This window comes from Kocuria gwangalliensis, from assembly GCF_039544365.1.
Lineage (GTDB): Bacteria > Actinomycetota > Actinomycetes > Actinomycetales > Micrococcaceae > Kocuria > Kocuria gwangalliensis.
In genome coordinates this window covers 1-24873 of the sequence record NZ_BAABLN010000010.1, presented here as the reverse complement: position 1 = coordinate 24873, position 24873 = coordinate 1, and the positions used below count along the sequence as shown (strand labels likewise).

Annotated in this window: 23 protein-coding genes, 1 pseudogene and 1 riboswitch; of the genes and pseudogenes, 7 read left to right on the top strand and 17 right to left on the bottom strand. The window is 64.8% G+C overall.

Annotated features, from left to right (window positions below; all coding sequences use genetic code 11):
- Window positions 1–28: 28 nt before the first annotated feature.
- Entirely contained in the window at window positions 29–1342 is a 1314-nt protein-coding gene (locus ABEA06_RS05165; protein ID WP_345310884.1) for a uracil-xanthine permease family protein, read from the top strand.
- Between the two features lie 62 nt (window positions 1343–1404).
- On the opposite strand, the gene ABEA06_RS05160 is transcribed toward ABEA06_RS05165, so the two are convergent.
- From ABEA06_RS05160 to ABEA06_RS05105, 12 genes are all read right to left on the bottom strand, one after another.
- A complete protein-coding gene (locus tag ABEA06_RS05160; RefSeq protein ID WP_345310801.1) occupies window positions 1405–1878 on the bottom strand; it encodes a type II toxin-antitoxin system RelE family toxin in 474 nt (157 codons plus the stop codon).
- A gap of 95 nt (window positions 1879–1973) precedes the next feature.
- A complete protein-coding gene (locus ABEA06_RS05155) occupies window positions 1974–2282 on the bottom strand; it encodes a type II toxin-antitoxin system Phd/YefM family antitoxin (RefSeq protein ID WP_303383119.1) in 309 nt (102 codons plus the stop codon).
- 62 nt (window positions 2283–2344) lie between these two features.
- On the bottom strand, window positions 2345–3385 hold the full coding sequence (locus ABEA06_RS05150) for an enoyl-CoA hydratase/isomerase family protein (protein WP_345310800.1): 1041 nt from the start codon (window positions 3383–3385) through the stop codon (window positions 2345–2347).
- A gap of 34 nt (window positions 3386–3419) precedes the next feature.
- On the bottom strand, window positions 3420–4583 hold the full coding sequence (locus ABEA06_RS05145) for a serine hydrolase domain-containing protein (RefSeq protein ID WP_345310799.1): 1164 nt from the start codon (window positions 4581–4583) through the stop codon (window positions 3420–3422).
- Window positions 4584–4607: 24 nt separating this feature from the next.
- The gene (locus ABEA06_RS05140) at window positions 4608–6353 is read right to left on the bottom strand and encodes an ABC transporter ATP-binding protein (RefSeq protein ID WP_345310798.1); all 1746 of its coding nucleotides are present in this window, start codon (window positions 6351–6353) and stop codon (window positions 4608–4610) included.
- The gene (locus ABEA06_RS05135) at window positions 6354–7295 is read right to left on the bottom strand and encodes an ABC transporter permease (RefSeq protein ID WP_345310797.1); all 942 of its coding nucleotides are present in this window, start codon (window positions 7293–7295) and stop codon (window positions 6354–6356) included. It abuts the gene before it with no gap.
- A complete protein-coding gene (locus ABEA06_RS05130; protein ID WP_425559498.1) occupies window positions 7292–8239 on the bottom strand; it encodes an ABC transporter permease in 948 nt (315 codons plus the stop codon). Before ABEA06_RS05130 ends, ABEA06_RS05135 begins: the two co-directional genes overlap by 4 nt.
- Before the next feature lie 12 nt (window positions 8240–8251).
- A complete protein-coding gene (locus ABEA06_RS05125; RefSeq protein ID WP_345310795.1) occupies window positions 8252–9889 on the bottom strand; it encodes an ABC transporter substrate-binding protein in 1638 nt (545 codons plus the stop codon).
- Between the two features lie 329 nt (window positions 9890–10218).
- Window positions 10219–11076: a glycerophosphodiester phosphodiesterase family protein gene (locus ABEA06_RS05120; protein ID WP_312396065.1), complete on the bottom strand. Its 858-nt coding sequence runs from the start codon at window positions 11074–11076 to the stop codon at window positions 10219–10221.
- A gap of 35 nt (window positions 11077–11111) precedes the next feature.
- Window positions 11112–11906 carry an HAD family hydrolase gene (locus ABEA06_RS05115; protein WP_345310794.1) on the bottom strand — a complete coding sequence of 265 codons (795 nt, stop codon included), beginning with the start codon at window positions 11904–11906 and terminating at the stop codon, window positions 11112–11114.
- 52 nt (window positions 11907–11958) lie between these two features.
- Entirely contained in the window at window positions 11959–12480 is a 522-nt protein-coding gene (locus ABEA06_RS05110) for a YbhB/YbcL family Raf kinase inhibitor-like protein (RefSeq protein WP_345310793.1), read from the bottom strand.
- 118 nt (window positions 12481–12598) lie between these two features.
- Window positions 12599–13528 (bottom strand): carbohydrate kinase family protein, encoded by a 930-nt coding sequence (locus ABEA06_RS05105; protein ID WP_312396070.1) that lies wholly within the window; start codon window positions 13526–13528, stop codon window positions 12599–12601.
- Between the two features lie 214 nt (window positions 13529–13742).
- Between ABEA06_RS05105 and ABEA06_RS05100 the strand changes: the two genes are divergently transcribed.
- Window positions 13743–15158: a glyceraldehyde-3-phosphate dehydrogenase gene (locus tag ABEA06_RS05100; RefSeq protein ID WP_345310792.1), complete on the top strand. Its 1416-nt coding sequence runs from the start codon at window positions 13743–13745 to the stop codon at window positions 15156–15158.
- Here the strand turns inward: ABEA06_RS05100 and ABEA06_RS14550 are convergent.
- The 5 genes from ABEA06_RS14550 to ABEA06_RS05080 form a co-directional block, all read right to left on the bottom strand.
- Window positions 15043–15666, bottom strand: a complete 624-nt coding sequence (locus ABEA06_RS14550; RefSeq protein ID WP_425559496.1) for a GNAT family N-acetyltransferase — start codon at window positions 15664–15666, stop codon at window positions 15043–15045. The genes ABEA06_RS05100 and ABEA06_RS14550 overlap by 116 nt on opposite strands.
- A gap of 157 nt (window positions 15667–15823) precedes the next feature.
- Complete coding sequence (locus tag ABEA06_RS05095; RefSeq protein ID WP_303382544.1) at window positions 15824–17107, bottom strand: acyl-CoA dehydrogenase family protein; 1284 nt, start codon at window positions 17105–17107, stop codon at window positions 15824–15826.
- 102 nt (window positions 17108–17209) lie between these two features.
- Window positions 17210–17301, bottom strand: a riboswitch (SAM riboswitch).
- 52 nt (window positions 17302–17353) lie between these two features.
- Window positions 17354–18682 carry a M18 family aminopeptidase gene (locus tag ABEA06_RS05090; RefSeq protein WP_303382543.1) on the bottom strand — a complete coding sequence of 443 codons (1329 nt, stop codon included), beginning with the start codon at window positions 18680–18682 and terminating at the stop codon, window positions 17354–17356.
- Between the two features lie 10 nt (window positions 18683–18692).
- A complete protein-coding gene (locus tag ABEA06_RS05085) occupies window positions 18693–19469 on the bottom strand; it encodes a CPBP family intramembrane glutamic endopeptidase (protein WP_425559497.1) in 777 nt (258 codons plus the stop codon).
- Window positions 19470–19863: 394 nt separating this feature from the next.
- Entirely contained in the window at window positions 19864–20598 is a 735-nt protein-coding gene (locus ABEA06_RS05080) for a glutamine amidotransferase (RefSeq protein ID WP_345310790.1), read from the bottom strand.
- A 199-nt stretch (window positions 20599–20797) separates the two neighbouring features.
- Between ABEA06_RS05080 and uraD the strand changes: the two genes are divergently transcribed.
- The 5 genes and pseudogenes from uraD to ABEA06_RS05055 form a co-directional block, all read left to right on the top strand.
- Entirely contained in the window at window positions 20798–21292 is a 495-nt protein-coding gene (gene uraD, locus ABEA06_RS05075) for a 2-oxo-4-hydroxy-4-carboxy-5-ureidoimidazoline decarboxylase (RefSeq protein ID WP_345310789.1), read from the top strand.
- A complete protein-coding gene (gene uraH, locus ABEA06_RS05070; protein WP_259912729.1) occupies window positions 21289–21615 on the top strand; it encodes a hydroxyisourate hydrolase in 327 nt (108 codons plus the stop codon). Before uraD ends, uraH begins: the two co-directional genes overlap by 4 nt.
- A gap of 76 nt (window positions 21616–21691) precedes the next feature.
- Window positions 21692–22576 carry a factor-independent urate hydroxylase gene (gene pucL, locus ABEA06_RS05065; protein WP_345310788.1) on the top strand — a complete coding sequence of 295 codons (885 nt, stop codon included), beginning with the start codon at window positions 21692–21694 and terminating at the stop codon, window positions 22574–22576.
- An 86-nt stretch (window positions 22577–22662) separates the two neighbouring features.
- A complete protein-coding gene (locus ABEA06_RS05060) occupies window positions 22663–24213 on the top strand; it encodes a nucleobase:cation symporter-2 family protein (protein WP_345310787.1) in 1551 nt (516 codons plus the stop codon).
- A gap of 151 nt (window positions 24214–24364) precedes the next feature.
- Window positions 24365–24873 (top strand): annotated as a pseudogene (locus ABEA06_RS05055) (pyruvate dehydrogenase (acetyl-transferring), homodimeric type); the annotation flags it as partial.

The window sequence follows — 24873 nt, the reverse complement described above, 5'->3', positions numbered from 1 at the left end:
TTCGCCCGGTCTCCCACAACGCCTCGGGATGGGTTGGCGGCTCCACGGGGACGGACGGACCGTGGCCCCCGGCGACGTCGTCACCCCGCGCGAGCGGCTCGTGTGGCCCCGCACCATCTCGATCGGTGCGCAACACGTGGTCGCCATGTTCGGTGCGACCTTCCTGGTGCCCCTGCTGACGGGGTTCCCGCCGGCCACCACGCTGTTCTTCTCGGGCATCGGAACCATCCTGTTCCTGGTCCTGACCGCGGGTCGTGTGCCCTCGTACCTGGGCTCGTCCTTCGCGTTCATTGCCCCAATTACGGCCGCAATGAACCAGTACGGTCCGGGTGGCGCACTCGGTGGTGTGGTCATGGCCGGTGTGGCGTTGGCAATCATCGGCGTGATCGTGCAGCTGGCCGGCACCGGATGGCTGCAGAAGCTCATGCCGCCCCTGGTCACCGGCACCATTGTGGCGCTGATCGGCTTCAATCTGGCGCCCTCGGCCAAGGCGAACTTCATGGAAGCCCCGGTCACCGCCCTGGTGACCCTCGGGTCCATCATTTTGATCTCGGTGCTGTTCCGCGGGCTGATCGGGCGACTGTCCATCCTGCTGGGCGTGGCCATCGGCTACATCACCGCCGTAGTCCGCGGCGAGGTCGATTTCACCGCGATCAACGCCGCGTGGCAGGAACAGGGGCTGTTCGGGCTGCCGCAGTTCCACACCCCCGAATTCCATTTGAGCCTGGCGGGCCTGTTCATTCCCGTGATCCTGGTGCTCGTGGCCGAGAACATCGGGCACGTGAAGTCCGTGGCGCTCATGACCGGTGACGACCTCGACCCCTATGCCGGGCGCGCCATCATGGCCGACGGCCTGGCCACCATCATTGCCGGCTCCGGCGGCGGCTCGGGTACCACCACGTACGCGGAAAATATTGGCGTCATGGCCGCCACCCGCGTCTACTCCACGGCCGCGTACTGGGTGGCGGCGATCGTTGCGATCCTGCTCAGCGTCATGCCCGTGTTCGGCGCCGCCGTGGCCACCGTTCCCCCAGGTGTGCTGGGCGGTGCGGCCACGGTGCTGTACGGCATGATCGGCATGCTGGGCGTGCGTATCTGGGTGCAGAACCGCGTGGACTTCTCCAACCCGGTCAATCTCACCACCGCCGCCGTGGCCATGATCGTAGGCATCGCCGACTACACGTGGTCGGTGTTCGGCCTGGACTTCGCGGGCATCGCCCTGGGCACCGCCGCAACCCTGGTGGTCTATCACCTCATGGCGTTCATTGCCCGCGTTCGCGGCTCCGTGGGCTCCGACCCGCTGACCCCGGACACGTCCAAGACCCCGTCGCCGCTGGGGTGATCCAGAGCACGGCAACAGATAAGGGGCGGCTGCTCATCAACGATGCGCAGCCGCCCCCCATCTCAGTACTCAGGCCCCTGGCCGCTCCATTTAGCCATGATGAGTTGCTTGGCTTCGGATTCGGACAACCCGTCGATCTGCTCGTCGCTCAGTCTTAATTCCTCGCTCAGTGCGCGTTTGAGCCACGCAGGAAGCGAGCTGGGCGGTGAATGTTCTTCACTCACCGAGATGTCTTGAAAAAGTCGCCCCGTGCTACTGATAACGTCCGCCAGGGGCTTTGTCTCCGGCCCGCCGCCGGTTCGAAGTTGGGCGATCCGTTCCTTCATTTCTTCGTAGACCTCGGAATCTGAACGGACTCCTACCGCCCAGACTTCCGAAATTTCGAGAACTGTAGATCCCCCCGGCTCCTCCTTGACTCGCCACACAATTCTGTAGTGCCGATCACCGACCACGAGTTTTCGAAAGCCCACCAGAGCCCCAAGAAGTGGTTCCCCCGCCAATGGCGAGCGTTCCAGTAGGAGCATCTTCTTGAACACTGCACGAAGGATCGACGGATCCTTCCTTTTCATGCGGAACAGATCAGTGACTGCGTCTTCGGTTAGCCGTACTACACAGCGTGAAGCTGGAAGGTTCACGACCGTGTTGAGCTGACGTCAGCAGCCAGCTCTGCTTCGAGCTCCTCGCGTGTAAAGCCGAAAGCCTCCAGAGCTTGGTCCAAGTCCGTACGAACCCCCGAATCCGTAGCGAAGCGAGCCATGACCAATGCCGCATCTCGGAGAGTATCCCGATCGCGACGAAGTTCCTCCATCTCGTCCGCAGAAACTACCTCGGCCACAACCCGCCCGTGCCGCGCCAAAGCAACATCGTGACCTTGTTCAGCTGAAGAAACCAAAGCAGATACGCCCGCGCGCGAAGCATCCGAAATCGACAAAGTACTCATGCGTCAAATATACACATATTTCTACATAGAATAAGCGTTCGGGGCAGCCGGGGAGCGAGTGCTCAGAACGGCAGCTCGATCTTGCGCTCCACCACCCGGCGGATCTCCTCGGAGTCCACTTCCGCCACCGTGGCCGGGGACCATTGCGGGTTCTTGTCCTTGTCCACCATCAGGGCGCGCACACCCTCCAGGAATTCTTCGGACTGCGCGGCCGCCGTGGCCATGCTGAGCTCGCGCTCGAGGCAGGAGCGCACGTCGTCGTCCTGGGCGCCCGCGTTGAGCAGCTCGAACACGCGAACCAGCGCCGTGGGGCTCATGCCGTCCAGGTCGCTCCCGGCGCGCTCGACGATCGCCTCGAGGGAATCACCGCCGTAGCTTTCCCGAACCTCATCCCACTTGGCGATGATCTCCGAGGCCGGCGGTTTCTGACCGAACCTGGCGACCGCGGTGTCCACGCCGTCGGAAACGGTCAGCTTCACGAAAGCCTCAGCATCGGACGAGGAGATGTAGGTGTCCGCCAGACCCAGGGCAATGGCGTCGGCGCCGTTGAACCGGGCACCGGACAATCCCAGGTACCGGCCGAATTCCAGCGAGGTCTCGCGAGCGCCGTCGGCGGTCTCCCGGGAGACGCGCGGCAGGAAGTAGCTGGCACCGATGTCCGTGAAGAAGCCGATGGCCGTCTCGGGCATGGCCATCTGGGTGGTGTCGGAGACAATGCGGTGCGAGCCGTGGACCGAGATGCCCATGCCGCCGCCCATCACAATGCCGTTCATCATGGCCACGTACGGCTTGGGGTACTCGGCAATCAGGTTGTCCATGGCGTACTCGGTGCCGAAGGTGTCCGCGACCTCGTCCGAGCGGCCATCCAGAGCGGCTTCGCGGACCTCCTTGATGTCACCGCCGGCGCACAGGGCCTTGGGCAGCGTGGACTGCATGACCACCTGCGTGATGGCCGGGTCCTTGGCCCAATCCTGAAGGGCCCCGGCGATCTGGTGGTACATGGAACGGCTCAGCGCATTGAGTGCTTTCTCGCGCGTGAGCGTGAGCACTCCGGTGCCGCCCACGATTTCTGCCCGGACAAAATTCTCCTGAGATGTGGTCATGGTCACCACCCTATCGAGACCGGCCTCGGAGAACTCAGGATTCAAGTGCTTTACGCAGCGCGCCTAACAAGTCTTTGGCGCGGCGGTCCACGTTCTCCGCAATCATCTCGTTGGTGTGGAACGAGAACCCGATTCCGTAGTCCGGCCACGCACCGTGCAGGCACCCACCCGCCCCGGAATGCCCGTAGGCGCGCTCCACAGGACCGTACGTGTGGATGGGATCCTGCAGTTCGTACCCCAGGCCGAAACGCAGGGGGCGGTCGTTGACGGCATCCAGGCCTTCGGACCATGTGCGGGTGAACACCTCGCGCGTGGGTGCGGAAACCAACGCACCGGACTCAACGAGCGAATACGCCCGGGCAATCGAATCGGCCCCGCCGATCGCACCTCCGGACGCCAAACCGGCCGCGTGGAAGGCCCGCGAGTTGGCGGGAAGCTCATCCCCCATCAGGGCGTCGCCGTACATCCGATCCACGATCGCGCGGCGCTCTGGGTCACGCAAGAACGTGCTGATCGCGTAGCCGGGCGCGCGGAACACGGGCGCCACGCGAGGCTCCAGGGATTCCGGCAGCCCCAGGTAAAGATCCAGCCCGTAGGGTTCCACGATCCGCTCGGCCAGCAGTTGCCCCGCTCGCTTGCCGGTGATGCGCAGCACAACGGCCTCCAGCAGGTACCCGAACGTCACGGCGTGATAAGCCACCTTGGATCCGGGCTCCCACACCGGCTTCTGCCGCGCCAGGATCTCGGAATGGGCGGTCAGGTCGAAAAAACTGTCCGTGGGATCCGGGTCCGTGTAAATCAAACCCACGGTGTGGTTGAGCACCTGCGCAACCGTGACGTTCTCCTTGCCCGCCGCGGCGAACTCGGGCCAGTACCGGGCCACGGGCGCGTTCACGTCCAACACACCATCGTCCACGAGCATGGCCGCCACCGTGGCAACCAGCCCCTTGGTTCCGGAGAACATCACGGCCAGGGTCTCGTCGGTCCACGGAGTCTCCACCGGGTCATCGGCAGACGCGCGCCGTTCCTGCGAACCGCCGTGCAGCCGCACCAGCGGCTCGCCGCCGCGGTACACACTGAACGACATGCCGCCGCACGCATTCCCCAAATGCTGCTCGAAGATTTCGCGGATCACCCGCCCCGTGGTACCGGGCAAGTGGGTTTCGGCAACCACGGCGTGTGCGCTTCCGGTGGTCATCGTGACACTTCCTTCCCGCTCGCGCTACAGCGTGGGCACGTGCTCCAGCAGCGACTTGGTGTAGTCGTGGCGCGGGTTACGCAGCACGTGATCCGTGGGCCCGTAATCCACCAGCCGTCCCTTCTCCAACACCGCGAGTTTATGCGCCACGTGCCGCGCCAGAGCGATGTTGTGCGTCACGAACAGCATGGCCAGCCCCCGATCGCGCTGTAGTTCCCGCAACAGTTCGATCACGGAAGCCTGCACGGACACGTCCAGCGCCGAGGTGATCTCATCGCAAATCAGCACCGAGGGCGCATTCACCAGCGCTCGCGCCACGGCCGCACGTTGCCGCTCACCACCGGAGAGTTCACCGGGCCTGCGGTTGATGTAGCTGCGCCCCAGCCGCACCGCATCCAGCGCGTCGGCCACGGCGGCGCGCCGCTGCTTCCGGGACATTCCGCCGCTCATTTCCAGCGGCACTTCGAGCGAGTCACCAATGCTGCGACGCGGGTTCAGCGATGAGAACGGCGACTGGAAAATGTACTGAATCCGGCGGCGGTCCTCGTTGCTGCGCTTGCGCGTTCCGTTCGCGAGCACCTGACCGTCCAAGCGCACCTCGCCCGTGTACGCGCCGTTGAGGCCCGCAATACTGCGCGAGAGCGTGGTCTTACCCGAACCCGATTCACCCAGCAGCATGGTCGTCTGGCCTTCGAGCAGGTCCAGATCGACACCGTCCAGGATCACCGCCGGCCCGTACGCCAGCCGCAGGTCACGCACGGCGACCAACGGTTCGTTGCCGGGTTTCTTGGCGGTCGACGACGTCGCACGGTCCCGTTCGCCGCGCGCCTCACCCGGCCGCGCGACGTCGTCGTCAGCCCTGTTGTCCCACGGAGCGCGAATCGTGGCGCCGGGACTCACGGGCGGGCTCCCGCCCATGTCGCGCTCACCCTTGAGGTCCGGGACCGCGGCCAGAAGCGTCTTGGTGTACTCGTGGTCCGGGCGATAGAGAACCTTCTCGGCCGGGCCGCGTTCAACGATCTCACCGCGGAGCATGACCGCCACGCTGTTGGCGACCTGGGCGACCACGGCGAGGTCGTGGGTGATGTAGAGCCCGGCCACATCATGCTTGGTGGTCAACTCGTAGATCGTCTTGAGCACGAGGTCCTGGGTGGCCACGTCCAATCCGGTGGTGGGCTCATCCAGGATGATCACGGCGGGTCGGCACGCGAAGGCCATGGCAATGCCGATCCGCTGCTGCTGACCGCCCGACAGCTGATGGGGGTAGCGGCGCTGGTACTTCTTGGTGCTGGGCAGGCCGACTTCTTCGAGCACCTCGGCCACCCGTGCCTCGCGTTGCTTATTGTTGCGCCCGAACTCGTGGATGCGCAGCACCTCGTGGATCTGCTCCCCCACGCGCAGGGCACCGTTGAGTGAGAGCGCCGGATCCTGTGGGACGTAGGCGATCGTGCCGCCGCGCAACCTGCGCACCTGCTTTTCGGACAACGTCAGCAGGTCCATGTTCTGGTCGAAGAACCGGGAGGCGCCTTGATGGAGCTGAACCGAGCCACCACGCAGTTCCAAACCGGAACGCAAGTGGTTCATGCACGCCAGCGCGGCGGTGGTCTTACCGGAACCGGACTCACCGACCAGAGCGAGAATGCGCCCGGGCATGAGGTCGAAGTTGACGTCCTTGAGAATCAGCTCCCCGCCGTGGACGCCCAGGCTCAAATCGCGCACGGAAATGGCCGTGGCCACCGTGGCCTTGGGAACGGTCAGTGTGGTGGCCATTTACTTGTCCTTTCGCGCGGAACCGTTGGCGCGGCCCGCGGAGGCACCCGACACGGCGTCGGCAATGAGGTTGGTGCCCACGGTGAGAACGGCGATCGCGACGACCGGCAGGATCACACCCCACGGCTGGAGCGAGAGCGCAATGCGGTTCTCGTTGATCATCAGGCCCCAGTCCGCGGTGGGTGGCTGCATGCCCAGGCCCAGGAACGACAGGGACGCCACTGCGCCAATGGAGTAGGTCATGCGTAGGCCCATCTCGACCATGAGCGGGCCCATGATGTTGGGGACCACGTCCCGGCCCAGGATCTTCCACTGCGGCACCGCATACATCTGGGAGGCGAGCACATAGTCCTCCGCGACCACACCGGAGGTGGCCGAGCGAATCACGCGAGCCACACGCGGGGCGTGGGTGATGCCGATCACCACCACGAGCACCCAGCCCTGCGGGCCGAGCACGGTAATGGCGAGCATGGCGAAGACCAGCTGCGGGATGGCCAACAGCACGTCACCGGTGCGCATGATGGCCGAATCCAACCAACCACCGCTGAAGGCAGCGAGCATGCCGAGGACGGCCCCCAGTCCCACGCCCAGCAGCGTGGCCAGGGCCGAGTACAGCAGCAGCCGCCAACCACCCTCGAGGAACCGGGAGAGCACGTCGCGACCCAGGTTGTCCGTGCCGAAAATGTCGTACTGGAACGGTTTGCCCGCGTAGGAAGTGGGGCCGTGACCGGTCCACGCGGGCACCACGAACGGTCCCACAATGGCCACCAGGAGCACCAGCCCGGTCAGCACCAGGCCGAACTTGGCCTCCGGTTGGGAAAGGAACCGACGGAAGAAGGAGACCGGACGAGTATCCCCGCGCGAGCCTGCCGGTTCGAAACTCGCCGCGGATGGGGTGACGGGGGTTTCCGGCGTCACCGGTTGCTGGTTCTGCGCGCTCATTTGTTGGACTCCGTCCGCAGCTTGGGATTGGCCAGGATGCCGATCACATCCGCAATGAGGTTCACGATCACGTAGAACGCGGCAATGATCATGGACAGTGCTTGGACCACCTGCACGTCACGGATCTGGACCGCGTCCACCATGGCCTGGCCCAGACCGGGATAGCGGAAGAGGAACTCGACCACCACAATGCCCCCGGCCAGCCACGCCAGTTGCATGGCCACGACCTGGGCGACCGGGCCGATCGCGTGGGGCAGCGCGTGCCTCATGATCACCTGGCGTTCGGGAACACCCTTGAGCCGAGCCAATTCCACATAACCGGAATCGAGCACGTCCAGCATGGTGGTCCGGGTCATGCGGATCATGTACGGGACCACCACGAGCACCAGGGTCAGCGCGGGAAGGACCAACTGCAGCGGATAATCCCACACCCGGGTTCCCGGGGCCGCCATGGTCACGGAGGGCAGCAGCTGGAACACCGTGGTGGACAACAGCGTGGTCAGCGCAATACCGATCACGAACTCGGGCAACGCCGCCAACACGAGGGAGAAACCCGTCAGCGCGTGGTCGGTGGTGCGGCCGCGGCGCATGGCGGACCAGGTGCCGAGCAGCAGACCCACCGGGATGGAGATGAGCGCGGCAATGATCATCAGCAGCACCGAGGCCGAGACCTTCTGCCCCAGCAGCTCATTGACCGAACCGCCCGTGGCCGCCGAGGTTCCCAGATCACCCACGAGCAGGCCACCCAGCCACGTGAAATACCGCTCGTACCAAGGGTCGTTGAGGTTGAGCTGTTCGCGCAGTGCCGCGAGGCGTTCCGGTGTGGCCTGTTGACCGAGGATCGCCTGCGCCGGATCCCCGGGTAGCAGCAGGGTGAAGATGAAAACGAGCACGGAGACCGCAAGCAGCACGAAGATCGAGATGCCCAGGCGTTTGAGAATCATTCGTCCCACGGGTTACTCGCTTTCCTCGGAGATCCAGAGCAGACGGAACTGGAACCCGCTCACGGGCATGCCCGCGCGGTGTTCGATCGCCCCGCCCACGTACTTCTGGTACGCGTCTGCCTGATTGAAGAATCCCCACACGATGTAGCCGCCGTCATTGTGGAGCGTTTCCTGCGCCTGTGCCACCAGTCGGTTGCGTTCATCGTCGTCCAGGGTGGCGCGCGCCTGGTTGTACAGGGCGATGAATTCCGGATCCGCCCAGTGCGTCTCGTTGAAGGGCGCGTCCGGGACCGTGCCATTGGCGGTCTGGGGCAGGAAATTTCGGGTGTACCAAAAGTCCTGGGAGAAGGGGTACTGCAAATAGCCGTCACCGAAGAACGTGGTGGTGTCCACGCGGCGCAGGCTCACGTTGATGCCCGCCTCCGAGGCCTGTTCCGCAAAGACCTGAGCGGATTCCACGGCTCCGGCCTGGATGGGTGCGGTGACCAGTTCCACGTCCAGACCGTCCGGGTAGCCGGCATCGGCCAGCAGTTGCTTGGCCCTCTCGATGTTTCGGGTGCGCTGCGGCAGCTGCGGAGTTCCGGGGTCGAACGGTGCGTACATGTCATTACCCACCGTGCCGTGTCCGGAGAAGACCTGCTCCACCATTTGTTCGCGGTCCACCACGAGCTTGAACGCCTCGCGCACGCGGGGGTCGTCGAAGGGCTCCACATCCACGCGCATGGTGAACGGCAACCAGCTACCGGTTTCGGACATGACGGTGAAAATGCGGGGGTCGGTTCCCACCACGTCCACGAGCGCCAACGGAAGCTGACCCACCACGTCCACCTGCGTGGAGAGCAGCGCGTTGACCAAGGCGTCCTCGTCGTTGAAGTTCACCAAGTGCACCTCGTCCAGCAGGGGCGCGTCTCGCCAATAGTTCCGGTTGGCCTTGAGGACCGTGATCTGACCCGGTTCGAACAGTCCCAAGCTGAACGCGCCGGTTCCGACCGGGTTAGCCGGGTTGTAGTTCGCGGGCACGATACCCATGGAATACTGCGCCGTGGAGTCGATGAACATGGAGTCCGGCTCGGAGAGTTCAAAGCGCACGGTGTAATCGTCCACGGCCACGGACCTGGCGAGACTGGCCAGACCGGAGGCACCGGACTTGGGATCGGCGGGATCCGTCACGCGGTCGTAGGTGAACACGACGTCCGCCGCCGTCAGCGGTCTTCCGTCGTGGAACGTGACATCGGTGCGCAGTTTGAAGATCCACGCTCGACCGTCCTGGACGGGCTCCGCGCTTTCGGCCAGCGCCGGGACGGGTTCGTACTCCTCGTTGAACTCGTAGAGCGTGTCGTAGAGGTTGAGCACGCGTCCGGCATCGGCAGTGCCCACGGGGATGTGGGCGTCCACGGTGTCCGCGGCGCCGCCGCCCGCGAGCCCCACCCGAAGAATTCCGCCCGGTTCGGGGGCGCCCGTGGCTTCCGTTCCCGAGAAGGCCTGCTGGGTGTTACTTCCGCAGCCGGCCAGGGCGAACACCGCGGCCGTGGCTCCCACGCCCAGGAAACCACGCCGGGACAGCGCACGACGCCGTTCGACCGAGTTCCGGGTCTCCCGTTGCCGTCCGTGGTGGTCCGGAGCCGGATGTGGATAGGGTTTTGCGCTCATATTTCCTCGCTGTTGAGACACGACGTTGTGAGACTCCTGGCGAGCGCTCAATGGGTGGAGCGTGCCGGGCGCAACCGAACACGGGGCGCCTGTGGGAAAGGGATAAGCAGCTACGGGATCTTACGGAGGCAGCCGATCCACCGCGAACGGATCAAGCCCACCGGTTGACGAACCGGACCGCGGGCAGAGTGAGTGTGCTGCATCTGCGCCTCCGATCAGTTGTGGGCTACGCGACCCGGAGCGGAGCTCACGGGTCGGTATCACCGCGTGTTTCGCGTACCTATGACATTAGGAAATTCACAGGTGTGAGTCAAAGATCACACGCGCAATTACGCGGAGTGCGGTGGCCACTGTCCACGGTCCGCCAACACCCGGGTGAGCACATCCCCGCGGTCGGTCACAATCCCGTCTGCACCGATATCCAACAATTGGCGCATTTCGTCGGCGTCGTTAATGGTCCACACGTGCACGGCCACACCCACGCGGTGGGCCACCTCCACGAACTTGGGGTCCACCACCGAGACCGGAAGTTTCCGCCCGCCCGGCAGGGAGAGGTCGTACGTCACGGGCAGTTGGACGGCAGTGAAGTCCGCAACCTTGACCGCCCAGGCCTTGGTCAACAGCGACCAGATGAGGCTCGCGATCCTGGGGGAGGCCTTGTCCGTCACGCGGGCCGTTTTGGAGAGGATCGTGAGCCCTGCGCAGCCAATGGTTCCCGCCGAGGTGAGCGGGCGCTTGCCGGTGAGCCGGGCGATGTTCTCGAGCGTGCGGCGTCGGCGGTCTTCGGAGAATGAGGTCACCCGCACGCGGTCCACGGCACCCTCCTGGGCAAGCACGCGCGGCAGCGCCATGACCGAGGATTCGTCCTTGACGTCGATATTGAAGTGCAGGTCCGGTAGCTCACGCAGCAGTTCGGACAGGGTCGCCAACGGTTCCGTACTGCCGATGCGCACGTCCTGCAGCTCGGACCAGGGGAGATCACAGACGTCACCGGATGTATTGGTCACCCGATCCAGTGTGGGGTCGTGGAATGCCAGCACCACGCCGTCCGAGGTGGTGTTCACATCCGTCTCGACCCATACGAATCCTAGGTCCGCGGCGGCACGAAACGCTCGAAGGGTGTTCTCATGACCGTCCAGTGAGAAACCACGGTGGGCCAGGGCGGCAGGTTGATCGGCAACTGACATGTACTAAACAGTAACTTGTCCGTCACCGTTTCTGGTCAGGCATGATCCAAATAGTTCTCAATGACCTGGGCCACGCCATCCTCGGTGAAGGGCGGTGCCGTACGACCCACCGCGGTGACGACCCCCGGATGTCCGTCCGCCATGGCGTACCCGTGACCGGCCCACGTGAGCATTTCCAGGTCATTGGGCATGTCACCGAAGGCCATCACGTGCTGACTCGTGATCCCGCGCTCAGCGGCGTACCGCTCCAGCGTGCGGGCCTTGGTCAGCCCTCGCTGCCCGATTTCCACCAGCGGGGCTGCGGCCACGGAATGGGTGACGGCAAGCCGCCCGTCCACCAGGTCACGCACGTGCTCGAAATACTCGTTGGGTACGGCGCCATCCAGTTTGGCCAGCAGCTTGACCACACCGATCCCCCGGGGCAGACACTCCCTGATGGGTGCCTCCTCCACGGGGAAGATTTCCATGCGGTCGCTGCGGGACCATCCGGGATCGGTGAAGACCCGATCCAGGGTTTCGGCGGCATAGAGCGTGCGGGGGAACAGCTCGCTGATCTCCCCCATGATCCCGAAGGCCTCACGCACGTGGAACAGGCTGGTCTCAATGACGCGTTCGGTGGGCACGTCGTACACCACGGCCCCGTTGGAACAAATGACCACCCCCACGTCCTCCAGCTGTTCGTGGAGCGGGTGGAGCCACCGTTTGGGACGCCCGGTCACGAACACCACGTGAATCCCGGCATCCCGTGCGGCGGTAATGGCCTCGACGGTGCGCGGCCGGAAGCGAAAATCGGGTCCCAGAACCGTCCCGTCCAGATCGCTCGCGATCATTCGGACGGGCTGGTGGGGTTCCTCCTCGAAACTTCCGCGCACCACTGGAGCGTTACTTGACTTCGTACACGGGGGTCAAGAAGGCGCGGGCGATCCCGTGGAAGAACAGGTTGAAGTTCACCACGGCGGGGCTGGCGTTCTCGTCCACGTCCAGTTCAGCCACGTCCACGGCGGTCACGCACAGGATGTAGCGGTGCGCACCGTGTCCCTCGGGCGGAGCCGCCCCCACGAACTCGTCGGTGCCGCCGTCGTTGCGGTGCTTCACGGCACCCTCCGGCGGGTTCAACGCCGCCCCGGTCGCCAGTTCCGTGACGGAGGCCGGGATATTGGACACGCACCAGTGCCAGAACCCACTGGGGGTGGGCGCATCGGGGTCGAACATAGTCACCACGTAGGACTTGGTGCCCTCGGGCGCCCCCGACCAGGACAGTTGCGGGGAAATGTCCTCACCGCCGGCGCCCATGATTGCGGAGACCTGTGCGGTGGCCATGGTCTCACCCTCGGCGACATCCGTTGAGGTCAGAGTGAACGTGGGAAGGTCGGGCAGGTCTGCGTAGGGTTCGCGGTCGAACATCGGTATTCCTTTCGTTGAACGGTTCGTACTCACGGACACGTCCTTGCCGACGGCGCCCGCCACCTTCACGGCGGGGGCTTGTCGTGGCGGCCGGCCGCGCAGGAGCGGCCGGCACGCGTCAGTTCTTCGGCAGATCATCCTTGGTCGGCAGGTCCGCCCCGGAACGGGAAACGGTCACACCCGCGGCGGCTGCGGCGTAGCGCAGGATTTGCCGTACCTCGTCCTTGTCCAACGCGTCCAAGTCACGGCGAGCATCGGCTCCGGTGAGACCGCGGTCGGTCAAAGTGGAGATCAGGGCGGCCATGAACGAATCCCCCGCACCCACCGTGTCCACCACGTCCACTCGGGCCGCTGCGGTGTCCACACCTTCGCGTCCCGTGCCGCGGCTTACCGCCCAGGGGCCCAGTGGCCCGCGAGTCACGATCACCAAGTGTGCACCCGCTTGCAACCACGCCCGGGCGCTGTCCTCGATGGAGCGGTTCGGATAGAGCCACAGCAGATCTTCGTCAGAGGCCTTCACGATGTCCGCGGACGCCACAATGGCCTCCGCCCGAGCGCGGGCATCCGAAGAATCCGGAATGATGGTGGGTCGGCAATTGGGATCGTATGAGATCAGGGCGTGGCCATGGGCACGCTCCACAGCCTTGCGGACCAGGGTCGCGCCGGGTTCGAGCATGGCACCGATGGAGCCCACGTGCAGCAGGCCGGTATTGCTGAGGAGCTGATCGATCTGGTCGTCGGAGACGTCCAAGGACCAATCCAACTGAAAGGCATAGGTTGCGGCGCCGGCCTGATCCAGCGTGGCCTGCGCTACCGAGGTGGGCTTGGAATCCGGGCTGAACGGCAGGCTCACCTTGTTGTCCCGCAGGTGCGCGGCCACTTGCTCGCCGTACTCGTCCTGACCGTAGCGGCCCAGGAACTGCACCGACTGACCCAGGCGGGCAAGGCCTACGGCCACATTCATGGGGCTTCCGCCCACGTGCGCTCGAGGTGCTTCACCCTTGCGCGAGACCACATCCACGAGAGCTTCACCGATCACCGTCAACATGGCACCACGGTAGCAAAGGCGACCGCCAAGAAGACGGCGCCGCGGCGGCGTCGTCACCTAAAGGGATACGCACACGAGGGGTGCGCGAGCCACGTAGACTGACGTACGACGAGCCGCCCCATTCCTACGGGGCGCCATCACGCTAGACCGCACAACGAAGCGCGGCACAACACGGCCCTCACGACGAAGTCCGGGTCGAGGAAGAAGGATGCTGATGAGCACCACCTGGTCCGATCGCGAAGCACTTGCCGAGGCACTGGTCCCCCTGGTGGGCCGTTTGCACCGCGAGAACAAGGTGGTCACCACCGTATTCGGCCGGTCGCTGGTTCACAAGTCCGTCACCGAAATCATCAAGGCGCACCGCTTCACCCGCCGCATCCTGGGAGAAGAGCTGCCGCTGAAGGACACCCTCGACATCGTCGAGACGCTGACCAAGCTCCAGCTGGGTACGTGCAACATCGACGTGGCCAAGCTGGCTCAGGGCTACCAGGAATCCGCCGGCACCGACCTCGAGGCGTACTTGCGTGAGCGGCTGGCTTCCGTGGTCGAGCACCAGGGTGAGAACGAACCCGAGTCCCAGGATGTGGTGCTGTACGGCTTCGGTCGCATCGGCCGTCTGCTGGCCCGCATCCTCATCAACCGCAACGACGGAACCGGCCTGAACCTGCGCGCCGTGGTGGTCCGCAAGAAGCCGGGCAACGACCTGGTCAAGCGCGCTTCCCTGCTGCGCCGTGACTCCGTGCACGGCCCGTTCGACGGCACCATCACCGTGGACGAAGCGAAGAACATCATCACCGCCAACGGTGTGGACATTCAGTTCATTTACGCGGGTTCCCCGGCCGAGGTGGACTACACCGAGTACGGCATCGACAACGCCTTGGTGGTCGACAACACCGGCGCGTGGCGCGATGAAGAGGGACTTTCCCAGCACCTTCAGTCGAAGGGGGTCGCCAAGGTCCTGCTGACCGCTCCCGGTAAGGGCGAGCTCAAGAACATTGTGTGCGGCGTGAACGACAAGGACATCGTGGCCGAGGACAAGATCCTTTCCGCGGCGTCCTGCACGACCAACGCCATCACCCCGGTCGTGAAGGTCCTCAACGACCAGTACGGCATCAAGCAGGGCCACGTCGAGACCGTTCACTCGTACACCAACGACCAGAACCTCATTGACAACTGGCACAAGGGTGACCGCCGCGGCCGCTCCGCAGCGCTGAACATGGTCATCACCGAAACCGGTGCCGCCAAGGCCGTGGCCAAGGCTCTGCCCGAGATGCAGGGCAAGCTCACCGGCAACGCCATCCGCGTGCCAACCCCGGACGTCTCCATGGCCATCCTCAACCTGCAGTTGGAGAATGCCCCCGAGAGCGCCGACGAGGTCAACGCGTTCCTCGAGGGCATCTCCTTGAACTCGCCCCTGCGCAAGCAGATCGACTACGTGGACTCCCCGGACGTGGTCTCCACCGACCTGGTCGGTTCCCGCCGCGCCGGCGTGGTGGACGGCCTGGCCACCATTGTCAACAACAGCTCCCTGGTGCTGTACGTCTGGTACGACAACGAGTTCGGTTACTCCTGTCAGGTGGTGCGCGTTCTGGCACGCATGGCCGACATCGCCATGCCGCAGCTCCCGTAAGTTCCCCGGCCACGACGACGCCGCCCCGGTGACCTTTCGCGCGAAAGGTGACCGGGGCGGCGTCGTCGTCGGTGGGAGCGCACAGCTCAGGGGCCGCTGGAACCCTGCCGCGCACCTGATGCCCCGTTAGAACCCTTCTGGGCTCACCCAAGGGCCCCAACGACACATGAGGTGTACACGACCTCGTTTTTCCGTAGCCGCGCCCCCACCACCGGGAGCCGATCACCCAGGCGAGATCCGCGGACCGTTGAGTTCGCCGGATCGTGGCCTGCACATACCCGATGGCTTGCGTGGTGGCCACTGATCCCACGATCCAGTTACGCCATTCTTCGGCTCCGTCCGGTGAGGCTCCCCCGATCTGGTGCGCGTACCGTGCGGTGAGTTCGTCAAGCGTGGGTGACTCGCCACCCGTGAACTCGTAGAGTGCCGGGTCACCGAGTACCTCGACCATTTCTGAGGCGTGATCGACGCGCAGCGGTTCCAACGTTATGCAAGCGGCACATCTCATGGCTCGTGAGAACCTCTCTTTGCAGGTGGTGCGTCGTTGGGGCCCTTGTGGCCCGCGCCCAGGGTTCTAACCACGCAGGAGATGGGTGCGAAGGCCCGGGCGGTACCTGTGATGCGTTCGCGGCACTGCCGAGAGTGCGCCAAAGGCCTAACAGCGTTCAGCCCTGTTTCGTTGTGGGTTCGCCGGACGGGTTGACCTCACCAATGGCGTTGAGGCCGAACATCGGGGTGCCGTTGACGCGGTGGTCGCCCACGATCCGCGCCTTGTACATGGTGGGATTGTGGGTGGCCACCGTGCGCGCGTTGCGCCAAAAGCGGTCCAGGGACTTGGATTTACCCACGGCGGAGGCGCCGAGCAGATCAAAGATCCCGTCGGTGACGTCGCGCACCAGGTCCGGGACAACCACCTGCGCGTGCGCCACCGGCACCTCGCACGCGTTGGTCAACTCCTGAGGGTTCTCGAGCAGGGGATCGCCGCCGAGAACGCCGATGGCGGCGTCGAGCTCGCGGGCCGCCTGAAGAACGATTGCCCGCGCGGCGCCAGCCTTGGCGCTGAGCTCACCCACGCGCTGCAGGATCTGCGGGTCCTCACGCGCGACCGATCCCGTGCCGGTGTTGAAGCCGCGGGTGCGTGAACGCACCAGGTGAACACCCTCGTCGATCGCGGCCCTGGCAATGCCGGCCTCGACAGCGAGCAGCACGAGCTGGAACACGGCGGTCTCCTGGGTTGCCCGGCCGTCTCGATTGCGCACATGGGACGCCGGAACCTTGACCGCGCGGAAGTGGCTGGTGCCCGTTCCGGTGAGTTGCTGGCCGAAGCCGTCCCAGTCATCGACCAGTTCGATGCCGTCCCACGAGCTCTTCACCAGCGCGTGCGAGCGCTCCTCGTGACCGGGGATCTGGGCGGTGACCTGGATCCAGTCGGAGAAAATGGAACCGGTGGAGTAGTACTTGGTGCCGTTGAGTTCCCACTCGCCGTCGCCGGTCCGGGTGAGTGTGGTGGCGGCGGTGCCCAGGGCTGCACCGGAACGCTCGGTCGCGGCATTACCCACGGTTTCACCGGCGGCAATACGCGGGAACCAGACCTCGGACTCGTCGGAGCCCAGGCTCGCAATGAATCCCAGGTGTGAGCGGTACACGTGCGCCACGTTGGAGTCGGCGGCGGCCAGGGCGATCAGCAACTCGGCAACCTGCTCCAGGGTGGCACCGTAGCCGCCCCGCGGGCGCGGGACCGTGAGCGCGCCGAAGCGCCGCTCATTGAGCCACGCGAACTGCTCGAACGGGAGGATCCGCCGTTGTTCGCGCTCCACGGCCCCGCCGGCAATGCGCTCGAACACCGGTTGAAACACGTCGAAAAGGTCGCGGGTGCTCAGCGGCTCCGCGGCGTGCGGTTGATGTTTGGTGGTGGCCAACTGTTCTGTGGTTCGGGTGTCGGTGCTCATGTTCTCGGTGGTCCCTCGCGTTCTGTCGCGATGCTCCGCACCATCGACCGGGAGCAGCCCGGCGCACGGGCGTGAGCGTGCGAACCGCAGGAGCCGAAAAGCTGTCCATCGGTCGTGGCGGAAGCACCGTCCCGGTATCCGGGTGGTTGCTGCGGCGTTAACGAGCCACGTCTCTCGGCCGCTCTTGATGGCGTTACGGGTTCAGGTCATCACGGGCTCGGAGTGACTGTCAACACGCGTGACGCTCTATGACCGCCAGAACGCCCCGGTCACCCGGGACAGCGCATGCAGGTCATCCACGTGGGCGAGTTCGCGGGCGGAGTGCATCGAGAGCAGTCCCACGCCCACGTCCAGCGTGCGCATGCCCAGCCGGGTGGCCGTGATGGGTCCGATGGTGGAACCGCACGGCACGTTGTTGTTGGAGACGAACTCCTGGTAACTGATTCCGGCGCGCTCGCACGCGTCCGCCCACAGCCCCGCGCCCACGGCGTCGGTGGTGTACCGCTGATTGGCGTTGATCTTGAGCAGCGGCCCGGCACCGGGCTCCGGAGTGTTCACGGGGTCGTGGTGCCCCCGGTAATTGGGGTGCACCAGGTGCCCGGCGTCCGCGGACAGGCACACCGATGCGGACAGGGAGCGCCGATAATCGTCCTGCGATTCGCCCCGGGCCGCACTGATCCGGACCAGGACGTCCTCCAGGAACGGACCGGCCGCGCCCGAGCGCGTGGCGGAACCGACCTCCTCGTGGTCGAACGCGGCCAGCATCGAGATCTGCGACGCGGACTCGAGGTCATCCGCGTGCTCGACCAGTGCGTGCAACCCGGCGTACACGGAGGACAGGTTGTCCAACCGCCCACTCGCGAGCAGCTGCCGCCGCTGCCCGATCAGCTCCGGTTTTTGGGTGTCCGCGAGCACCACGTCGAAGCCCACAATGCGCTCCGGAGTCACCGACGCCTCGACCATGTCCGCGAGCAACCCCAACACATCAGCGTCCTGAACCGACCCGGTCCCCCAGATGGGCTGCACGTGCTGCTGCTTGTCGAGCGTGAGACCCTCGTTGGCTGAGCGATCCAAATGGATGGCAAGTTGTGGAATGCGCGCAATGGCCTCGGTCGAGCACAGGTGCTGTGAGAGTTCACCGTTCTCACCGCGCACCACGAGCCGCCCGGCCAGGCGCAGGTCACGGTCCAGCCACGAGTTCAACAACACCCCGCCGTAAACCTCCACCCCGGCCTGGTACCAGCCGTGGGACACCGTGGTGGGTTTGGGCTTGAGCTTGAACCCGGGTGAATCCGTGTGGGCGCCCAGGATCCGGTAGCCGGTGCCCGCGCGAAGATCGCGCGGGGCCACCCAGGCGATCAGAGCGCCGTCGCGAATCGTGAAGTGCCGCCCGGCGACGTCGCTCCACGCCTCGGTTTCGTTCAGTTGCGTGAATCCCGCCCCGCGCAGCAGACCCGCCGCGGCCTCGACCGCGTGGTACGAACTGGGCGATGCCATGACGTAATCACCCAGTGCGCGGGCGTAGCCGAACGGGGCACGGTGAGAATCCAAGTCGGACACGCTGTGAGGGGCCATGCAGGACAGTCTAGGGAGTGCGCTCGGGATCGGCGGCCGAACCGGTCCGCCGCACATCCAGTAGACCCACCGGGCGCCCCTGGCCGTCCCGGACCGTGTACGGACCGTACTGCTCGGGCAGGGAGAGGTAGTTCTGGGTGCGGGGATCCACCACGAATGCCGCGAGTTCGGAGCCGTTCTGGCTGACCACGCGAGGCCGCTGAGCGAGCGAGGGCAACCGCGGCGGGGGCGGCAGGATGATGGTGCGGGAGGTGGCGATCCGCGTCTTGCGCGCCATCCGGAACACGACCACAAGGAATATCCCGTTGATCGCGAGGGTGAACAGCACCTCGAGAGGCCCGCCACTCGTATCGTTGAGGTCCGCCAACCCGACTACGGCCATGAGTGTGACCGTGCAGTTGTTGACCACGTGGAGGGCGACCGCCGCTTCCAGCCCACCCGTGCGCCATGTGAGCACACCCATGGTGATCGCCATGNCCGGCAAGAGAATGGCCCACGCCGGGTGCTTCAGCCACCGGCCGACCGTCTGCATTAGATAACCGCGGAAGATCAGTTCCTCCGCAAAACACTGGATGGGCACCAACAGCACCACCATGAGCAGCAACCAACCCCATTGGGGTGCCACGGTGAATTCGATCGCCTCGCCGCCGGCCAAGAGGTCCAACAGGATGGACAGGCCGTTGACGACCACGAAAATGGCCAACGCCGCGAGCCCGCACTGAAGCAGCCACTTCCAGCGCAGCCGCCCCGTCACCGAGTGAAGCAGCCCCAGCGGCCGCGGGCCCATGATCATTCTGGCCACATACGCGGCCGGTGCCATCAGCGCAATGGAACCGAACAGGAAGAAAAAGGTCAGCGGATCCAGCTGGTTCATGGTGTCCAGGTTTTCCACGTCCATGGGGTTGTCCATGAACAGGATGACCGGGATGGCGAACAACACCGACAGGACGATGAACAAGAACAACAGGATGGCGCCCTCAACGAGCGGCTTCCACCATGCGTGGTTCCGATCCGCCAAACCCAACCGGTGGTATGCCAGCGTGCGTAGCTGCTCGGGCGGTATCGGGGACGGCGCGGGCGGCTTGCTCCAAGGCGCGGGATGCTGGCTCATGGTCCCACGCTATCGGTCGCTGGACCGCGGTGCGGTCATTGTGGTGGGCGTGTGCAGCGGATGTGCGCCCTCACACCGCGTAGCGGTCCACGAACGCCGCGAGGATCTTCTTGGGCTGGCCCACCTCGGGACCGTCCTTGACCCGGTCGATCACGGTCTGGGTGTCTCCCGGGCGGAAGTACCCCAGATCCTTGTAGGCGATCACCCGATTGATCAGCCCCTGCGGATCGAGCTCCGGGTGGAATTGAGTGGCGTAGAGATTCTCCTTGATCCGGTACATCTGCACCTCGCACACGGTTCCGCTGGCCAGCAACACCGCATTGGCGGGCAGTGATCGAGTGCCTTCCTTGTGCCCCACGTACGCGGTGAACTCCCCCGGCAACTGGGACAACAACGGGTCTGTGGCGCCCTCAGCGGTGACCGTGACGGTGATGGGCCCCACCTCTTCGCTGCGGGTGCGATCCACCACCGCGCCCTGGTGGGTTCCCAACGTGCCCACTCCGTAGCAGGCACCCAGGAACGGGAAGTCCCGGGCCACCACCTCGTCCAGGAGTGCGCTGATCCACTCCTCGGCCCGGCGCTGCGTGGCCGTTTTCTCCTCCGCGGGATCCGATGAGTTGAAGGGCGAGCCGCCCACGATGATTCCGCTGTACCTGTCCAGCTCCAACGGCGGAACCGGGCCCTTCTCCAGTCGCACGTGTTCGAGCTGGGATTCCTGCAGGCCACCAAAACGCCGAACGGCGTGATATTCCTCCAGGGCCACATCGTCTTCGGGCCGGGTGGCCAGCAGTACAAACGGTTTCATGGCCTCATCGTAGGCACCGTTCCGGCACCCGCCGTGCGCGTGCCGGTGTGCGTCACGCCACGTCACGCATGACGGTCCAATGACACGTTGTTTCGGTTCTGAAAACTCCGGCTCGACCCCCTTGACTTCCGCCGTGTGATCCAGTTCACTATCTTCATATGGAATTTAGATTTCACATAGCGAAAACGCAGGGGACGCAATGACGCTCAATGAGTTCAACGACCTGGATCGGCACGCGGCGGTGGAGACCGTTCGCCCCGCTCTGGACATCCAGCGCTGGGTCGACGACGTCGTGGACGGCCGGCCGTACGAAACCACCGACGACGCACTGGCCACCGCACGCAATGCCGCTCACCCTTTCACGGACGCAGAGCTCGACCAGGCTCTGTCGCACCACCCCAAGATCGGCGAGCGCGCCGCCGGAAAGTCCAAGGAAGCCGATCTCTCCCGCAACGAGCAGGCCGGGCTGGGTGAGTCCACGGAAGACATCAAGACCGAACTCGCCCGGGGCAACACCGAGTACGAGGAGCGCTTCGGCCAGGTATTCCTGATCCGCGCCGCCGGCCGTTCCGTGCCCGAGATTTTGACAGAACTGCAGCGCCGCCTGCAGAACACCCCGGAAGACGAGCGCACCGAAGTTGCCGAGCAACTTCGTCAGATTGCACTCCTCCGCATCGAAGGGATCCTGTCATGAGCTTCATGTCCGCACACGTCCTTGATTCCGTGCACGGCTGCCCAGCCCAAGGAATTGACGTCACACTCCTCACCGGTGAGGGCCAAGAACTTGGCACTGCCACCACCAACGAGGACGGCCGAGTCACCGAACTCGGCCCGGAGACCCTGGAGTCCGGCCATTACCGGATCATTTTCGCAACCGAGCCGTACTTTGCCGGGCGCGAGCTCGAGACGTTCTACCCGTTCGTCTCAGTGGATTTCTCGGTGCGACAGGAGCAGGGCCACTACCACGTGCCCTTGCTGCTGAGCCCGTTTGCGTATTCCACGTACCGCGGCAGTTGACCCAGGAGCCGACCCAGTCGACGATTGCCGATCCACTCGGACAGCACACCCATTTTCTACACAGGAGTAACTCACGATGACCGAAGTAGTGCTCGGAAAAAACCAGTACGGCAAGGCGCAGAACCACGTGGTGCGCATCAACCGTGACAACGACCGTCACATCATCCGCGACCTGGTGGTCACCTCCCAGTTGCGCGGTGACCTCACCGAGGTGCACACCAAGGGCGACAACGCCCACTGTGTCCCCACCGACACCCAGAAGAACACCGTGTTCGCGTTTGCCCAGCGGTACGGCATCAAGTCCCCGGAGGACCTGATCCTCAAGCTCTCCGACCACTTCACGGGCGAGTTCGACTGGATCACCGGCGGCCGTTGGGCGGCGGACGAGTACCGCTGGGATCGCATCAACGACAACAACCACTGTTTTGTCCAGAACAAGCAGGAAGTCCGCACCTCCGTGCTCGTCACGGACGGCGACAAGAAGACCGTGATCTCCGGCTTCAGGAACCTCACCATCCTGAAGTCCACCGAGTCCGGCTTCGAAGGGTACCCCAAGGACCAGTACACGACCCTGCAGGAAACCACGGACCGCATCATGTCCACGGACGTGGCGACCCGCTGGCGGTACAACACCACCGATGTCGACTTCGACGCCGTGTACGAGGACGTCAAGAACATCATCCTCACCAAGTTCACCGACCACTACTCCCGCGCACTGCAGGAGACCCTGTACCTCATGGGCAAGGCCGTGATCGAGGCGCACCCGGAGATCGACGAAATCAAATTCTCGTGCCCCAACAAGCACCACTTCGTCTACGACTTGAGCTTCTGCGACCTGGGCAACAACAACGAAACCCATTACGCCGCGGACCGTCCGTTCGGGCTGATCGAGGCCACCGTACAGCGCAAGGACGCAACCCAGGACGAGCACGCCTGGATGGGCATCACCGGCTTTTGCTGAGCCATCTGCTTCACCACCGAGATGTCCCCGTCTCTTGAGGCCGAGGCGGGGACACACCGGCTCATTCATTCCGGGAAAGGCTTCCCATGTCACAAACCGCTACGACCGAGGTCAAGCGGCCCGAGGACCAGTACCTCGGCGCGGGTCCGAACTTGGGCTACGGATTCCAGCACGTTCTCACCATGTACGGCGGGATCATCGCTCCGCCGTTGATCGTGGGTGGCGCAGCCGGTCTGTCCACCAATGAGCAAGCGCTCCTGGTCGCTTGCTGTCTGTTCGTCGGCGGCCTGGCAACCATGCTTCAGTCCTTCGGCATCAAGTTCTTCGGCTCCCAGTTGCCCTTGGTCCAGGGCACCTCGTTCGCCGGGGTGGCCACCATGACCGCGATCGTCAACGGTGACGGCGGGATCCAAGCGGTCTTCGGTGCGGTCATGGCATCGGCGGCCATTGGCTTCCTGATTGCACCGTTCTTCGCGCGCATCATCAGGCTCTTCCCGCCGGTGGTCACCGGCGTGGTCATCACGACCATTGGCCTGTCCCTGTTCCCCGTGTCCGCGCAGTGGGCCATGGGCGGCGCCGCCGTCGCAAATGCCGGGGACGAGAACGCGATCTTCAAGAACGTCTGTCTGGCCGGCGCCACGTTGGTGATCATCATGCTCCTGTCCAAGATGCGCAGCGCAATCATCTCGCGGCTGTCCATCCTGTTGGGCATCGTCCTGGGCACACTCTTTGCGCTGGCCATCGGCATGGCCGACTTCTCCAAGGTCATGGACGGCGCGATCTTCGCCTTTCCCGAGCCCCTCGCGTTCGGCCCGCCCACCTTCCAGCCCGCGGCCATCATCTCGATGACCATTGTGGTGCTGGTGATCCTCACGGAAACCACCGCGGACATCATTGCCGTGGGCGAGATCGTGGACACCAAGGTGGACCGCCGTCGGATCGCCAACGGCCTGCGCGCAGACATGGGTGCTTCCTTCCTGGCCCCGCTGTTCAACGGCTTCACCCAGTCCGCGTTCGCGCAAAATGTTGGTCTGGTCGCCATCACGGGAGTGAAGAGCCGATTCGTGGTCACGGCCGGCGGTCTGATCATGCTGATCCTGGGCCTGCTGCCCATCCTGGGTCGCGTGGTCGCAGCGGTTCCCATGCCGGTCCTGGGTGGCGCAGGGATCGTGCTCTTCGGCACCGTGGCCGCTTCCGGTATCCGCACCCTGGGCAAGGTCAAGTACCAGGGCACCCCCAACCTGGTCATCGTCTCGACCGCCATCGGTATCGGCATGCTCCCAATTGCCGCCCCGAACATCTACAGCGGCTTCCCCGCGTGGTTCGAGACCATCTTCCACTCCGGCATTTCCTCCGCCGCCGTGGCCGCCGTGCTGCTGAACATCCTGTTCAATGAGATCAAGCTGGGTAACCCGCCCAAGGGTCAAGGATCGGTCTTCACCGCGGCACCACCCCGCTACGTTCGACTTGAGTCGCTCGAGCACCTGCAGGGATCCCTGCGGGAGGGGGACACCATCAAGAACGGCAAGCTCGTGGACTCCGAGGGCACGGAAGTTCCCGCCATCACGGCGTCGGGCGAGATCGTTCAGGCCCCGGTCGTGGAAAAACACTCCGGGTCCACGGACAGCGGCCACTAGCCAGGCCGACGACGCCGCTCGCGACCCTCGTGCGCGAGGGCACCGAGCGCCGTCGTCGCCTTGAAAAGAACTCGCGGCTGCCAGGCCCCCACCGGAGCCTGGCAGCCGCTCTGCCACATCGGTGAACCACCGTGACACTGCAGGAGAAACTGTGCAGCCTTTAAGCAACCGCCATATTTTGAGCGGGTTGACCAACAACCTCAAAGACGCCAACTCCGAGGAAACCCAGGAGTGGATCGAGTCCTTCGACGGGCTGATCGAGACTCAGGGCACCGAGCGCGCGCAGTACATCATGCGCGCCATGTTGCAGTACGCGGGTGCGCATTCCGTGGGCGTACCGATGGTGACCACCTCGGACTACGTGAACACCATTCCCGTGGACCAGGAACCGGAATTCCCCGGCGACGAGGAGATCGAGCGTCGGTACCGCGCGTTCATTCGCTGGAACGCTGCGGTCATGGTCCACCGCGCCCAGCGCCCCGAAATTGGGGTGGGCGGTCATATTTCCTCCTACGCCGGCGTGGCCACCCTCTACGAAGTGGGCTTGAACCACTTCTTCCGCGGACCCGAGCATCCCGGTGGTGGTGACCAGATCTTCTGGCAGGGCCACTCCTCCCCCGGCAACTACGCGCGGGCCTACTTGGAAGGCCGCCTCACCGA

What these genes read in the sequence shown, in the direction of transcription:
- ABEA06_RS05145 (WP_345310799.1), bottom strand. Translation starts at nt 4,583, where the DNA reads ATGACCACCGGAAGCGCACACGCCGTGGTTGCCGAAACCCACTTGCCC.
- ABEA06_RS05080 (WP_345310790.1), bottom strand. Translation starts at nt 20,598, where the DNA reads ATGAAACCGTTTGTACTGCTGGCCACCCGGCCCGAAGACGATGTGGCC.
- ABEA06_RS05115 (WP_345310794.1), bottom strand. Translation starts at nt 11,906, where the DNA reads ATGATCGCGAGCGATCTGGACGGGACGGTTCTGGGACCCGATTTTCGC.
- ABEA06_RS05110 (WP_345310793.1), bottom strand. Translation starts at nt 12,480, where the DNA reads ATGTTCGACCGCGAACCCTACGCAGACCTGCCCGACCTTCCCACGTTC.
- ABEA06_RS05130 (WP_425559498.1), bottom strand. Translation starts at nt 8,239, where the DNA reads ATGATTCTCAAACGCCTGGGCATCTCGATCTTCGTGCTGCTTGCGGTC.
- ABEA06_RS05135 (WP_345310797.1), bottom strand. Translation starts at nt 7,295, where the DNA reads ATGAGCGCGCAGAACCAGCAACCGGTGACGCCGGAAACCCCCGTCACC.
- uraD (WP_345310789.1), top strand. Translation starts at nt 20,798, where the DNA reads ATGACGCTCAATGAGTTCAACGACCTGGATCGGCACGCGGCGGTGGAG.
- ABEA06_RS05140 (WP_345310798.1), bottom strand. Translation starts at nt 6,353, where the DNA reads ATGGCCACCACACTGACCGTTCCCAAGGCCACGGTGGCCACGGCCATT.
- ABEA06_RS05090 (WP_303382543.1), bottom strand. Translation starts at nt 18,682, where the DNA reads ATGGCCCCTCACAGCGTGTCCGACTTGGATTCTCACCGTGCCCCGTTC.
- ABEA06_RS05155 (WP_303383119.1), bottom strand. Translation starts at nt 2,282, where the DNA reads ATGAGTACTTTGTCGATTTCGGATGCTTCGCGCGCGGGCGTATCTGCT.
- uraH (WP_259912729.1), top strand. Translation starts at nt 21,289, where the DNA reads ATGAGCTTCATGTCCGCACACGTCCTTGATTCCGTGCACGGCTGCCCA.
- ABEA06_RS05150 (WP_345310800.1), bottom strand. Translation starts at nt 3,385, where the DNA reads ATGACCACATCTCAGGAGAATTTTGTCCGGGCAGAAATCGTGGGCGGC.
- pucL (WP_345310788.1), top strand. Translation starts at nt 21,692, where the DNA reads ATGACCGAAGTAGTGCTCGGAAAAAACCAGTACGGCAAGGCGCAGAAC.
- ABEA06_RS14550 (WP_425559496.1), bottom strand. Translation starts at nt 15,666, where the DNA reads ATGAGATGTGCCGCTTGCATAACGTTGGAACCGCTGCGCGTCGATCAC.
- ABEA06_RS05060 (WP_345310787.1), top strand. Translation starts at nt 22,663, where the DNA reads ATGTCACAAACCGCTACGACCGAGGTCAAGCGGCCCGAGGACCAGTAC.
- ABEA06_RS05165 (WP_345310884.1), top strand. Translation starts at nt 29, where the DNA reads ATGGGTTGGCGGCTCCACGGGGACGGACGGACCGTGGCCCCCGGCGAC.
- ABEA06_RS05125 (WP_345310795.1), bottom strand. Translation starts at nt 9,889, where the DNA reads ATGAGCGCAAAACCCTATCCACATCCGGCTCCGGACCACCACGGACGG.
- ABEA06_RS05095 (WP_303382544.1), bottom strand. Translation starts at nt 17,107, where the DNA reads ATGAGCACCGACACCCGAACCACAGAACAGTTGGCCACCACCAAACAT.
- ABEA06_RS05105 (WP_312396070.1), bottom strand. Translation starts at nt 13,528, where the DNA reads ATGTTGACGGTGATCGGTGAAGCTCTCGTGGATGTGGTCTCGCGCAAG.
- ABEA06_RS05120 (WP_312396065.1), bottom strand. Translation starts at nt 11,076, where the DNA reads ATGTCAGTTGCCGATCAACCTGCCGCCCTGGCCCACCGTGGTTTCTCA.
- ABEA06_RS05100 (WP_345310792.1), top strand. Translation starts at nt 13,743, where the DNA reads ATGAGCACCACCTGGTCCGATCGCGAAGCACTTGCCGAGGCACTGGTC.